The organism is Phaeobacter sp. JH20_34 (genome assembly GCF_048056095.1).
In the GTDB taxonomy this organism is placed as follows: Bacteria; Pseudomonadota; Alphaproteobacteria; order Rhodobacterales; family Rhodobacteraceae; genus Phaeobacter; species Phaeobacter bryozoorum.
In genome coordinates, this window is the sequence record NZ_JAYMWT010000004.1 from 729,148 (window position 1) to 742,023 (window position 12,876).

The 12,876-nt window shown below is 63.4% G+C and carries 11 protein-coding genes; 2 read left to right on the forward strand and 9 right to left on the reverse strand.

The window, feature by feature from the left end; genetic code table 11:
• Positions 1 to 291: 291 nt before the first annotated feature.
• Together VWZ81_RS05090 and gltX are read right to left on the reverse strand one after the other, a co-directional pair.
• Positions 292 to 1,587 carry a citrate synthase gene (locus tag VWZ81_RS05090; RefSeq protein ID WP_340545700.1) on the reverse strand — a complete coding sequence of 432 codons (1,296 nt, stop codon included), beginning with the start codon at positions 1,585 to 1,587 and terminating at the stop codon, positions 292 to 294.
• A gap of 126 nt (positions 1,588 to 1,713) precedes the next feature.
• A complete protein-coding gene (gene gltX / locus VWZ81_RS05095) occupies positions 1,714 to 3,114 on the reverse strand; it encodes a glutamate--tRNA ligase (protein ID WP_416542233.1) in 1,401 nt (466 codons plus the stop codon).
• Between the two features lie 79 nt (positions 3,115 to 3,193).
• On the opposite strand from gltX, the gene VWZ81_RS05100 reads away from it, so the two are divergent.
• On the forward strand, positions 3,194 to 5,254 hold the full coding sequence (locus tag VWZ81_RS05100) for a ComEC/Rec2 family competence protein (RefSeq protein WP_416542234.1): 2,061 nt from the start codon (positions 3,194 to 3,196) through the stop codon (positions 5,252 to 5,254).
• A gap of 68 nt (positions 5,255 to 5,322) precedes the next feature.
• Here the strand turns inward: VWZ81_RS05100 and lexA are convergent, their stop codons facing one another.
• The 7 genes from lexA to VWZ81_RS05135 all read right to left on the reverse strand — a co-directional run bounded on the left by lexA (position 5,323) and on the right by VWZ81_RS05135 (position 10,883).
• On the reverse strand, positions 5,323 to 6,000 hold the full coding sequence (gene lexA, locus VWZ81_RS05105) for a transcriptional repressor LexA (RefSeq protein ID WP_340545697.1): 678 nt from the start codon (positions 5,998 to 6,000) through the stop codon (positions 5,323 to 5,325).
• Between the two features lie 153 nt (positions 6,001 to 6,153).
• Positions 6,154 to 7,326, reverse strand: a complete 1,173-nt coding sequence (glp, locus tag VWZ81_RS05110) for a gephyrin-like molybdotransferase Glp (RefSeq protein WP_416542235.1) — start codon at positions 7,324 to 7,326, stop codon at positions 6,154 to 6,156.
• Positions 7,327 to 7,797 (reverse strand): cyclic pyranopterin monophosphate synthase MoaC, encoded by a 471-nt coding sequence (gene moaC / locus VWZ81_RS05115; protein WP_416542236.1) that lies wholly within the window; start codon positions 7,795 to 7,797, stop codon positions 7,327 to 7,329.
• Positions 7,797 to 8,609, reverse strand: a complete 813-nt coding sequence (trpC, locus tag VWZ81_RS05120) for an indole-3-glycerol phosphate synthase TrpC (protein WP_416534868.1) — start codon at positions 8,607 to 8,609, stop codon at positions 7,797 to 7,799. The genes moaC and trpC overlap by 1 nt, the downstream gene beginning before the upstream one ends.
• Before the next feature lie 14 nt (positions 8,610 to 8,623).
• Positions 8,624 to 9,277, reverse strand: coding sequence for a uracil-DNA glycosylase (locus tag VWZ81_RS05125; RefSeq protein ID WP_416542237.1), 654 nt, complete (start codon positions 9,275 to 9,277; stop codon positions 8,624 to 8,626).
• Complete coding sequence (trpD, locus tag VWZ81_RS05130) at positions 9,274 to 10,305, reverse strand: anthranilate phosphoribosyltransferase (RefSeq protein ID WP_340545692.1); 1,032 nt, start codon at positions 10,303 to 10,305, stop codon at positions 9,274 to 9,276. Before trpD ends, VWZ81_RS05125 begins: the two co-directional genes overlap by 4 nt.
• Positions 10,302 to 10,883: an anthranilate synthase component II gene (locus tag VWZ81_RS05135; RefSeq protein WP_416534870.1), complete on the reverse strand. Its 582-nt coding sequence runs from the start codon at positions 10,881 to 10,883 to the stop codon at positions 10,302 to 10,304. Before VWZ81_RS05135 ends, trpD begins: the two co-directional genes overlap by 4 nt.
• A gap of 199 nt (positions 10,884 to 11,082) precedes the next feature.
• Between VWZ81_RS05135 and VWZ81_RS05140 the strand changes: the two genes are divergently transcribed.
• Complete coding sequence (locus VWZ81_RS05140; protein WP_416542238.1) at positions 11,083 to 12,786, forward strand: divergent polysaccharide deacetylase family protein; 1,704 nt, start codon at positions 11,083 to 11,085, stop codon at positions 12,784 to 12,786.
• Positions 12,787 to 12,876: the final 90 nt, after the last annotated feature.

Consider the following 12,876-nt stretch of genomic DNA (forward strand, 5'->3'; position numbering starts at 1 on the left):
CGATTATGCCTATTGCCGAGGTCAAAATTCGTCAATCGAAACCCTTCGTAGTTGAGTAAAATGCGATGAAAAGGGTTAACCAGGTTTCTGCATTGGAAACATCCCGGACCTAACCTTTTGATTGTTGACCTATCCGAAAGGCGCGGACCTGCAATCTAAAGATGTGTTGCGCTGCGGCGCGGGCGCGCGGCTTGGGGGTTGCGAGGTCGGGGCCATGAAAAAGCCCTGCCTCCTAGGAGGCAGGGCTCATATCTGTGATGGTCAGCGAGGTCTGGGCAGACCGGCTGCCGGTCAGCGCTTTTCGATGTCGACGTAATCGCGGGCGGTTTCGCCGAGGTAGAGCTGGCGCGGGCGACCGATCTTGTTCTGCGGATCCGCGATCATTTCTTTCCACTGCGAGATCCAGCCGACGGTGCGCGACAGCGCGAAGATCGGGGTGAACATCGAGGTCGGGAAGCCCATCGCCTCAAGGATGATGCCGGAGTAGAAATCGACGTTCGGGAACAGTTTCTTCTCGATGAAATACTCATCGTTGAGCGCAGTGCGCTCCAGTTCCTTGGCGACCTGCAGCAGCGGGTTGTTTTCAACGCCGAGCAACTCCAGAACCTCATCGGCGGACTGTTTCAGCACCTTGGCGCGCGGATCGGTGTTCTTGTAGACCCGATGGCCAAAGCCCATCAGACGGAACGGATCGTTCTTGTCCTTGGCGCGTTCGATGAATTCGGGGATCCGGTCAACGGAGCCGATTTCCTTCAGCATTTCCAGGCAGGCCTGGTTGGCGCCGCCGTGGGCCGGACCCCAGAGGCAGGCGATGCCCGCAGCGATACAGGCAAAGGGGTTCGCGCCGGACGAGGACGCCAGACGCACGGTCGAGGTCGAGGCGTTCTGCTCGTGATCGGCGTGCAGAATGAAGATCCGGTCCATCGCGCGGGCGAGGATCGGGTCGACGTGATATTCCTCTGCCGGTACCGAGAAACACATGTGCAGGAAGTTGGCCGCGTAATCCAGATCGTTGCGCGGATACACAAACGGCTGGCCGATGGAATATTTATAGGCCATCGCAGCAATGGTGGGCAGTTTGGCGATCAGGCGGATCGCGGCCACTTCACGCTGCCAGGGGTCATTGATGTCGGTGGAGTCGTGATAGAAAGCCGACATCGCACCCACAACACCCACCAGGGTTGCCATCGGATGCGCGTCGCGGCGGAAGCCACGGAAGAAGTTGTGCATCTGTTCATGCACCATGGTGTGACGGGTCACGCGGGTCTCGAAATCTTCCAGCTGGGCTGCGGTCGGCAGTTCACCATAAAGCAGCAGGTAGCAGACTTCGAGGTGGTGCGATTTGGATGCCAGCTGGTCGATCGGATAGCCGCGGTGCAGCAGCTCACCCTTGCCGCCGTCGATATAGGTGATCGTGCTGTCGCAGCTTGCGGTCGAGGTGAAACCGGGATCATAGGTGAACACACCGGCCTGGCTGTAGAGCTTGCGGATATCAAGAACATCGGGCCCGGTCGTCGGCGAAAAAATGGGAAGCTCGTAAGTTTCGCCATTCAGGCTGAGCTGGGCGGTTTTCTTTGTATCGGTCATAGATGTCCCTTCCTGATACAGGCGCGAAAGCGGGGGAGGCCCCCGCCTTGTGCAGGCAGCACCTGCACGGCAACCGCGCAGGTGAGGTCATAGCTGTACCGGCTTACCCAGCGGTTAACGATGGGGTCAGTCGGCAACGTCGGCGAGTCGGGCCAGTGTTTCGTCCCGGCCCAGAATCAGCATCATATCGAAAACTGAAGGTGTTACCGCACGGCCTGCCAGCGCTGCCCGCAACGGGCCTGCCAGTTTGCCGAACTTGGTATCCCGTGCTTCTGCAAATGTATTCAGAAGCGCCTCCAGATCGTCTCGAGACCAGCTAGCATTTTGCAGCTGCGGCGTCAATTCACTCAGTATACCGTCGGATACAGATGCCAGGGCCTTTGCCGCCTTCTCGTCGAGATCGAGCGGGCGTGAAGCCAGAATAAAATGAGCCTTTTCAAGCAGCTCCGGAAAAGTCTTGGCCCGGTCCTTGAGGCAATACATCGCACGTTCAAGATCGTTTGACTGAACGTCATTTAACTGTGGCTTGCCAGCAGCGGCAAGATAGGCCTGCAGCTCATTCCGCAGCGCAGCATCATCGCTGATCGCAATGTGCTGACCACAGAGGTTTTCGAGCTTCTTGGTGTCAAATCGTGCCGGGCTTTTGCCGATACCGTCAAGGTCGAACCAGTCACGGGCCTGCTCATCCGTAAAAAATTCGTCATCGCCATGGCTCCAGCCGAGACGCGCCAGATAGTTGCGCATGCCCGCAGCCGGATAGCCCATCGCCTGGTATTCCTGCGCGCCGAGGGCGCCGTGGCGTTTGGACAGTTTCTTGCCATCAGGGCCATGGATCAGCGGGATATGGGCCCAGACCGGAACATCCCAGCCCATGGCTTCGTAGATCATCATCTGGCGCGCGGCATTGTTGAGGTGGTCATCGCCCCGGATGACATGGGTGACGCCCATATCGTGATCATCCACCACCACGGCCAGCATGTAGACGGGCGTCCCATCCGAGCGCAGCAGGATCATATCGTCAAGCTGCTCGTTCTTGATGGTGACATCGCCCTGAACCTCGTCTCGGATGACGGTGCTGCCCTGCTGCGGCGCCTTGATGCGGATCACATAGGGCGCATCGGGATGGCTGCTGGCATCGGCGTCACGCCAGGGCGAGCGATAGAGCGTCGATTTGCCCTCGGCCTTGGCCTGGTCGCGGAAGGCGGCAATTTCGTCCTGCGTTGCAAAGCACTTATAGGCCTTGCCCGCCTCAAGCAGTTCACGCGCAACGGCGGCATGACGTTCGGCGCCTTCGAACTGGCTGACCACCTCGCCATCGTGATCCAGACCCAGCCAGGCCATGCCCTGCAGAATGGCGGCGGTCGCCTCGGGGTTGGAGCGCTCGCGGTCGGTGTCCTCGATACGCAGCAGGAATTTGCCGCCGCGCCCACGGGCATAAAGCCAGTTGAACAGCGCGGTGCGCGCACCACCGATATGCAGATAGCCGGTGGGAGAGGGGGCGAAACGGGTGACGACCGGTTTGGACATGGGGGTGATTTACCTTTTGGAAACCATGGAAAGGGTAGTTTTGTCGCCTGTCTACCGAGCCAGAAGGCAAGGAGCAAGCATGCGCGCCCTGGGCATTCTTGACAGTCTGCTGCAATCCCAGCGCGGGGAGCTGTTTCCCTGGGTGCCGGTCCTGTTCGGCACCGGGATCGGTTTTTTCTTTTCTCTGCGGTTTGAACCTGTGGCGGTTCACTATTTCGGCCTGGGCGGCGTTGCGCTGGGTGGGGCGCTGCTGTTGCGACGTGGTGACCGGCAGGACGGGCTGGTGTTTCTGGGCTGGGCGATTGTGACGATTGCGCTCGGCTTTGCGGCCGCCGGGATGCGCGCCCATTCTGTTGCCGCCCCGGTGCTGAGTTTTCGCTACTACGGCCCGGTCGAAGGGCGGGTAATCGCGATAGATCGCTCCGCCCGGGACCGGCTGCGCATCACCCTCGATCAGCCTGTGCTGGACCGTCTGGCGGCTGGGGCCACTCCGGCGCGGGTGCGGCTGTCGCTGCCGGTCGGGGCCGCGCTGCCGGGTATCGGCGACCGGGTCATGACCACCGCACATCTGATGCCGCCGCAGGGACCGGTGGAGCCCCATGGCTTTGATTTTCGCAGGCACGCCTGGTTTCAGTGCCTGGGGGCTGTTGGCTATACTCGGGTGCCGGTTCTGCGCGTTCAGCCGAGCCGGTCTGATCTGCCCGTACAGCAGCTGAGACAGCGGATTTCCGACCGTATCCGTGACCAGATGCCGAAAGCCACAGGTGGCTTTGCCGCGGCCATCACCACCGGGGATCGCTCGGCCATCCCGCAGGCGGAACTGGAGGCGCTTAGAGCCAGCAACCTTGCACATCTGCTGGCAATTTCAGGGCTGCACATGGGGCTTCTGGCGGGCGTCGTCTTTGGCGGCCTGCGGCTGCTGATGGCGCTGGTTCCGGCCTATGCGCAGCGGGTAAACGCCAAGAAATTGGCCGCGGTTGGTGCGCTTCTTGCGGCGAGCGCCTACCTGATGCTGTCAGGCATGCAGGTCGCCAGTACCCGTGCTTATGTCATGGTGGCGATGATGCTGGGTGCGGTGCTGCTGGATCGGCGCGCCCTGTCGCTGCGGGCGGTGGCGCTTGCGGCACTGGTGATCCTGGCGATCCGCCCGGAAAGCCTGCTTGGCCCCGGGTTTCAGATGAGTTTTGCGGCGACAACGGCGCTGGTGGTCGTCTTCGGCGCGCTGCGGGATCACGTTGCGCCGGGTGGCGCGCGCTGGCTGCGGATGGTGGGTGGGGTGGTGCTGTCGTCCCTGGTTGCGGGCGTTGCCACGGCCCCCTTTGGGGCGGCGCATTTCAATATGCTGTCTCACTACGGGTTGCTGGCCAATGTTCTGGCGGTGCCGGTTATGGGGTTGCTGGTGGTTCCTGCGGCGGTGCTGGCGCTCTGCCTCGCACCGGTCGGGGCATCCGGTGTCGGGCTGGCGCTGATGGACCTCGGCATCCGCTGGATCCTGTCGGTTGCCAATTGGGTGGCCGGACTGGAGGGCGCGCAGGGTGCGGTCCAGATGCCGCCCGCCGTGGTGTTGCCGCTGGTTGCCCTCGGCGCGCTGCTGCTTGCCCTCTGGCGCGGGCGGCTGCGCTGGGTTGGTCTGCCGGTTCTGCTGGCGGCAGCGGGGCTCTGGTACGGACATCCCCGACCCGTGGTCCTGATCGCGCCAAATGGTGGGCTGGTTGGCGTGATGACAGCGCAGGGCCGCGCCTTGTCCCGCGCAAAGGGGCATGGCTATGCGGCCGAGCGATGGGCGGAGAACGACGGCAGCCTGCTAACCCAGGCCGAGCGTGCGCTGCTGTGGCAGCGGATCGCGGTGGCGGCGCCCAGCGTTGCGGGCAAATCGGTGTCGGCGTATCTCGCGCTCTCTGATCAGCCGCTGATCCATGTGATTGGCAAGGCGGCCGCAGAAGCGCTGAGCGATTGCTCGGCAGACACGGTGCTGGTCAGCGCGATCCCACTGTCACCGGTGGGGGGCTGCAGGGTGTTTGATGCTGATAGCCTGCGCACCCTTGGCAGTGTGCAACTGCAACCGGACGGGCGCTGGATCTCGGCGAGCGACGTGGCTGGTGACCGACTGTGGAGCCATACTCCACAGCGCGACAGGTGATAATCCTCGACAGCCTCTTTCAAAGGCGTGTTTCTTGGGGCGGGTAACCTTCGAGGGCGACCCTCTGGTCAATAGGTGCGGATAAGTCCGACAAGGCGGCCCTGCACCTTTACCTGATCCTGCGGATACTGGCGGGTCTCATAGGCCGGGTTTGCCGCCTCCAGCGCAATGGTGCTGCCTTTGCGGTAGATGCGTTTCAGCGTGGCTTCCTGTCCATCGACCAGCGCAACCACCACATCGCCATTGTCAGCCACGGAGGTTTCGCGGATGACAACGATATCGCCATCATTGATGCCGGCTTCGATCATTGAATCACCACGGACCTCCAGCGCGAAATGCTGCCCCTGGGCTGACAGCATGGAGGCCGGGACCGCGACCTGATGGGAGACCTGGTTAATCGCCTCAATCGGGACACCGGCGGCGATGCGACCCATCACGGGCAGCTCCATCGCGGCGATCATTGCCGGGGCGGAGACCTGATTGGCCGGTTCGGATGGCGCTGCCTCTGTCATCTGCTGGGCGCTGCCGAGGCTGTCCGGCAGGCGGATGATCTCGATCGCGCGGGCACGATGTGCGAGGCGGCGGATAAATCCGCGTTCTTCCAAAGCGGTGATCAGCCGGTGGATGCCCGATTTTGAGCGCAGGTCAAGCGCCACCTTCATCTCGTCAAAACTTGGGGGGACGCCATCCTTTTGCAGACGTGTGTTGATGAAATCCAGCAAGTCCAGTTGCTTCTTCGTCAGCATGACATCCCTCTCAGCCGCTCGATGTTTCGCTTTGTTCTACGCATGTTCCCGTTTTGTGTCAACGGCATGTCGCATGAAACCTGTCAAACGCAGCCGAATTGATGCTGAATTGTTGGCAAAGTGAAATCCGCCGACGTGCATCGCCGTATCCGATCAGATCGGAAGGTAGGCAAGCATCGTGCCCTTGGCGCGGGGCGGATCATTGGCGGGACGGATGGCAAGCGCGTTGGCCTCGGCAAGCAATGTCAGCCGGGCGCTGTCCTGATCGTCAAACACATGCAGCTCGGCCGCGCTGAGCCGCGCCCGCATGTAATGGGTACGCGGGCCGTTGGCCGGCAGGTCCTGCGCCAGGGGGGCCTCGGCCGGTTGCGGACCATGGGGCGGGAGCCCCTGCATGGCGCGCAGCATCGGTAACAGGAAGACATGGCCGCAAACCATTGCAGACACAGGGTTTCCCGGCAGGCCGACCATGGCGGACCGGCCTAGTGTCCCGGCCATCAGCGGCTTTCCCGGGCGCATCGCAACCTTGTAGAAGGCGCGCGCCATACCCAGGCTTTCGGTCACCCCGGCAACCAGATCATGATCGCCCACCGAGGCACCGCCAATGGTCACGATCAGATCCGCCTCGCGGGCCAGATCCAGGGCCATGCGCAGGCTGCCTTCGGTATCGCGGGCGATTGGCAGAATGCGGACGCGGGCGCCAGCCGCCGTGAGCAGCGCATCGAGACCAAAGGTGTTGGACGCGATGATCTGGTCGGGGCCGGGCGTATCGCCGGGGAGCACCAGTTCATCGCCGGTCGAGATCAGGGCAACGGTCGGACGTACATGCACCGGCACCTCGGCGATGTTCATCGCGGCCAGCAGCGCGATATCGGCAGACGACAGCAGACGCGGCGCCGTGATCGTGCTGCCGAGCTGAAAATCGCCACCCTTGGGACGGATATTGTTGCCGGGCCCCGGATGATCCGAGATCGTGATCAGGGATCCGGTGCGGCTTGTATCCTCTTGGATAACCACAAAATCAGCGCCTTCGGGCACTGGCGCTCCGGTAAAGATACGGACCGCCTGACCGGGGCCGACGCGGCCCTTGAAGCCATGACCGGCGGCGCTTTCTCCGATCACCTTGAACATGGCGTCACGCTCAACCTCGGCTGCCTTTACCGCGTAGCCGTCCATCGCGGAGGCAGCGAAGGGCGGCTGGTCGCGATTGGCCGAGACCGGCGCCGCAAGAACGCGACCGGCTGCGGCGCGCAGCGGCACCGTTTCGACCCGCATCGGGGCCACCAGTTTCAGAACTGTGTCGAGGGCCTCGGATACTGAGATCATCTACGCCTCGTAACGGCCTGATTTTCCGCCGTCTTTCAATGTTATGCGAATGCCGCCGATCTGCATCGCCTTATCCACCGCCTTGGCCATGTCGTAGACGGTGAGCGCGGCGGTGGAGACAGCCGTAAGCGCCTCCATCTCGACGCCGGTTTGGCCCGTGGTTTTTACGGTGGCTTCCACGCGCACCCCCGGCAGGTCCGGATCGAGCGACAGTTCGACGGCAACTTTGGTCACCGGAAGCGGGTGGCAGAGCGGGATCAGATCGGGCGTTTTCTTGGCACCCATGATGCCTGCCAGCCGGGCAACGCTCAGAACGTCGCCTTTCTTTGCCCGACCTTCCGAAATGATATCAAAGGTTTCACGCGCCATGCTTATGTGGCCTTCGGCGGTGGCGATCCGCGCCGTCACCGCCTTGTCGGAGACGTCGACCATATGGGCATCGCCCTTGCCGTCGAAATGTGTAAGCGCCATCACATGGCCCCCGGCATCAGCGGGTTTGCGAGGATATCACGGGTTGCGGCGGTCACATCCGCCTGGCGCATCAGGCTTTCGCCAATCAGAAAACTGCGGGCGCCGTACCGCGCCATGTCGGAGAGATCCTGGGGCGTCGCAAGACCACTTTCACAGACGATGGTACGATCCGCAGGCACCAGCCGCGACAGGGTGCGCGTGGTGTCGAGCGTGGTGTCGAAGGTCTTGAGATTGCGGTTGTTGATGCCGAGGAGGGGCGATTTCAGCTTGCAGGCGCGGTCCAGCTCTTCCTCGTCATGAACCTCAAGCAGCACATCCATATCCCATTCAAAGGCAGCGGCCTCCAGTTCGGCGGCCTGCATGTCGGAGACGGAAGCGAGGATGATCAGGATGCAATCGGCGCCAAGGGCACGGGCCTCGGCCACCTGATAGGTATCATACATGAAGTCCTTGCGCAGCACCGGCAGGGCGCAGGCATTGCGGGCCGCTGGCAAAAACGGCTTTGCCCCCTGAAAACTGGGTGTGTCAGTCAGCACGGACAGGCAAGTTGCGCCGCCGTCCTCATAGGCTTTGGCGAGGGTTGCGGGATCGAAGTCTTCGCGGATCAAGCCTTTGGAGGGGCTGGCTTTTTTGATCTCGGCGATCAGCCCGTAACCCTGACGGCCGGCCGCCATCAACGCCTTGGCAAAGCCGCGCACCGGATCGGCTTCACGGGCCTCGGCCTCGACGGTCTCAAGCGGTTTGGCGGCCTTGTCGGCGGCGACCTCTTCCAGCTTATAGGCCTTGATCTTGTCCAGCACAGTTTCAGTCATCTTGACGCCTCCGGTCACGCGTTCCAATCAATCTGCGGCTGCCCGCGTTGGGCCAGCCAGCTGTTCACCGCCGAAAACGGGCACGATCCGAAAAAGCCGCGGCGCGCCGAGAGGGGTGAAGGATGGGCCGTCCTCAGAATAAGGTGATCGCCCGGTTGAATATGTTTTTCAAGCCCTTGGGCCTGTTTACCCCATAATATGTAGGCCGTCGGGCGCTGACTGCTCCGGGCCAGCACCTGATCGGCCAGCGCCTGCCAGCCCAGATGCTTGTGGCCGTTGGCCTCACCTGCGGGCACGCTGAGCACGGTATTGAGCAGCAAGACACCCTGACGGGCCCATCCGCGCAGGTCGCCATTGGGTTTCTCGACACCAAGGTCAGCACTTAACTCCTTGAAAATATTGTTCAAGGAGCGCGGTAAGGGGCGGACATCCGGCTCCACCGAGAAGGCCAGACCATGAGCATGACCCGGCGTCGGATAGGGATCCTGACCGAGGATGACAACGCGGGTGCGGTCGGGCGGCGTCAGGTCCAGCGCCGCCAGCCGCTGCGCCACGGGCGGCAGGATCTGACGTGGGTCATCCGCCACCGCCTTGGCGATGGTTGCATAATCATTGGCAAAAAACGGCAGGTCACCCCAGCCACCCGGAACGGGGAGGTCTGGGGTCATTTGCTGTCAGCAGCTGCTGTGGTGATCCGCGCGACGGCTTCAATCTTGCCCCGTGCGGCGCCGCTGTCGATGCTGCTGCGCGCCATCTCGACGCCGGTTCTGAGATCATCCGCGGCGCCTGCCACCAGCAGGGCGGCGGCAGAGTTCAACAACACCGCGTCCCGGTAGGCGGATGCTTCGCCTGACAACAGCGCCTCAAACGCCTTTGCGTTGTCTTCGGGTGTGCCGCCGACGATTGCCTCAAACGGATGAACCGGCAGGCCTGCGTCCTCGGGGTGGATCTCCATTTCGGTGACATTGCCACCTGGGTTTAGTGCCGCAACCCAGCTGACGCCGGTGATGGTCAGCTCATCGGTGCCGTCGGAGCCATGGACCAGCCAGGCCTGTTCGGATCCCAGCTGCCCGAGGGTTTCGGCCATCGGACGGATCAGATCGCGGCTGAAGGCGCCGGTGAGCTGGCGTTTGACACCGGCCGGGTTGGTAAGCGGGCCGAGAATGTTGAAGATCGTGCGCGTGCCCAGTTCCTGCCGGGTGGGCATGACATGGGCGATGGCCGGATGATGCATCGGCGCCATCATGAAGCAGATGCCTGCTTCGCGCAGCGCCTGTTCGGCCACTTTCGGGCCGACCATGACATTGATGCCCATCTGGCCAAGCGCATCCGCAGCGCCGGATTTTGACGACAGGTTGCGATTGCCATGTTTCGCGACAACGGTTCCGGCACCGGCCACGACAAAGGCGGTGGCGGTGGAGATATTGAGCGTTCCCTTGCCGTCACCGCCGGTGCCGACGATGTCCATCGCGCCCGCAGGTGCCACCACGGGATTGCATTTGGCACGCATGACGGCGGCGGCGGCGGCGTATTCATCGACCGTCTCGCCACGGGTGCGCAAGGCCATCAGCAGGCCGCCCATCTGGCTGGGCGTGGCATTGCCTTCGAACAGATGGGTAAAGGCGGCCTCTGCTTCGGCCCGGCTGAGAGGGCGATCCGCAGCGGCGTCGATCAGCGGCTTCATCTGATTGCTCATGCCGGCACCTTCATCACGTCGAGGAAATTCTTGAGCAGCGCATGGCCGTGTTCGGAGGCGATGGATTCCGGGTGGAACTGGACGCCGTGGATCGGCAGAGTCTTGTGCTGTAGCCCCATGATGGTGCCATCTTCCAGCTCTGCAGTGATCTCCAGACTGTCCGGCAGGCTGTCGCGCTCCACCACCAGCGAATGATAGCGTGTCGCCTCAAAGGGGGAGGGCAGACCGGCAAATAGTCCGGTGTTGTTGTGGTGCATGGTGCCCATCTTGCCGTGAACGATGTCCTTGCAGCGCACGACCTTGCCGCCAAAGGCCTGACCGATGGTCTGGTGGCCAAGGCAGACGCCCATCAGCGGGGTCCGGGTTTCGGCGGCGGCTTCGGTAAGGGCCAGGCAGATGCCGGCCTGATCGGGGTCGCAGGGCCCCGGCGACAACAGGATGCCGGCGGGGTTCATCGCCATCGCATCCTGTACGTTCAGCGCATCATTGCGATGGACCTGCACATCAGCGCCCAATTCGCCCAGATAATGCACGAGGTTGTAGGTAAAGGAGTCGTAGTTGTCGATCAGCAGCAGCATAGTCGCGGGGCTCGTTTAAGGGCTGGCGGGCCGGGGCCGCGCCGCAGTATAGTGGTCGCGACATACATGTTCAGGGTTGCGCGGCAGCGTCAAGTGCACATCACCAGCAGCGGCCAGGCCAATCGGGCCACGGGGTGTTGGGGCGGCTTGACCGACAGAATGCGACCGGTTCCAGAAGGCAACGAGAGGCAGGACAGAGATGCGAGGGTTTCTTGGAGGCGTGAGTTTCGGGGCCTTGGTGGCCGCAGGCGGCGCCGTAGTGTGGTCGCTGTCGGTGCCGTTGCCCAAATCGGTCGAGGTCAGCGTGGCTGAACCGGCGCGCAGCGTCGTGCAGGCTCCGGCGGCGGAAACGCCGGTTGACGGTGGCGGCACCGATCCAGATCTGGTGGAGGCGCCGCCCGCTGCATTGGATCCGCAGGTCGTGGGCGATGATCTGGCGGCGCTGGCCGATGCCGATACGGGTCCGGCGGAACGTCCTGAGGTTGGCACCGAACTGGGGAGCGGCACCCGTGCTGCTCCGGGCGGTGTCGGTGCGCCTGCCATTGATGTCGGGCGCGATGCGCCTGTTACCCCAGTTGAGGCCTTGCCGGCCCCCAATGCGCCCAGTCAGGAGCAGAGGCTTGTCGTGGTGTCGGATCCGGCGCAGCCGCCGGTGCCTGCGGCAGCAAGCGAAGCCCCAGCCCGGCTGGCCTCCACCCCGGATCAGGGCACTGAGGCCAATCCGGGTGGCGACAGCCGCACTGCGGCAACAGCTGCACCCAGCGACGAGGAGCCAAGCGGCAGCGCAGCCGCCAGCCGTCTGCCGGTGCCGAATATTGCAACCGGTGATCCGGTGCTGAGCAGCCCAGCCACGCGCGGGGCGTCAGGTCCGGCGCTTGGGGCAGCCCCCGGGCCCACACCGACACCTGTGCTGCCGGCGCCCGGCCGCGCCGGACCAGCGCAGGTGGGCACGCAGCCAGCGGCCAGTGATGCCCAGGCCAAGCCTTCGCAGCCAGAAAGCGTCGGCCCGCCAGAAAGTGCCGGAACCGGGTCAGCAGCATCGACGGCGCCAGCGACGCGGCGGATTGCGGATCTGCCGACCACGAATTCCACGCCAGAACCATCCGCTTCAGCCTCTGAGAGTGCTGGCCGTCCGCAGATCGGCACGCCGGTGCGCCCGCTGACCGAACGCGATGACGCCAAGGCCCCTGCCGCTGGCAGCCAGATTGCGACGCCATCCGCCGGGGTGCCGTTTGAGCAGAATGCCCAGCCCTTTACCCCGGAGGACGGGCGCGCGCTGATGTCGATCGTCCTGATTGACGATGCGAAGGCCATTGGCGCCGAAGCCTTGCAGGATTTCCCCTATCCGCTGACCTTTGCGCTGGATCCCGAAGATCCCGAGGCCGCAGCCAAGATGGCCCGCCATCGCGCGGCTGGTTTCGAGGTCATGGTGGTGGCGGATTTGCCGCGCGATGCGGGGCCACAGGATGCCGAAACAGCCTTGCAGGTCTGGCTGGAGACCCTGCCGGAGGCTGTCGCCGTGCTGGAAGGGGTCGAGACCGGGTTTCAGGGCAACCGCCCGCTGGCCGATCAGATGGCCACGGCGCTTGGCGCGATGGGCTACGGGATGGTGACGCAGGATGCCGGTCTGAATACCGTGCAGAAACTGGCGCTGCGTGAGGGGGTGCCGGCCGGTGTGGTCTTCCGTGATTTCGATGGCGCCGGACAGGATCCCCGGGCCATTCGCCGGTTCCTGGATCAGGCTGCCTTCCGCGCCGGGCAGGAAGGTGCGGTGATCATGCTGGGTCGGGTACAGCCGGATACGATTTCGGCACTGTTGATCTGGGGGCTTCAGGATCGTGCCAACCGGGTGGCGCTGGCGCCGGTGTCGGCCTCTCTGCGGGCGCAGGTGCAGGCCGAGTGATCGGCGCGCCGGGCTGAGCCCGCGTGAAAAAGGCGCCCCTCTGAACGAGGGACGCCTTTTTTGCCTTCGGCGAGAGTATTTTGGGAAAGA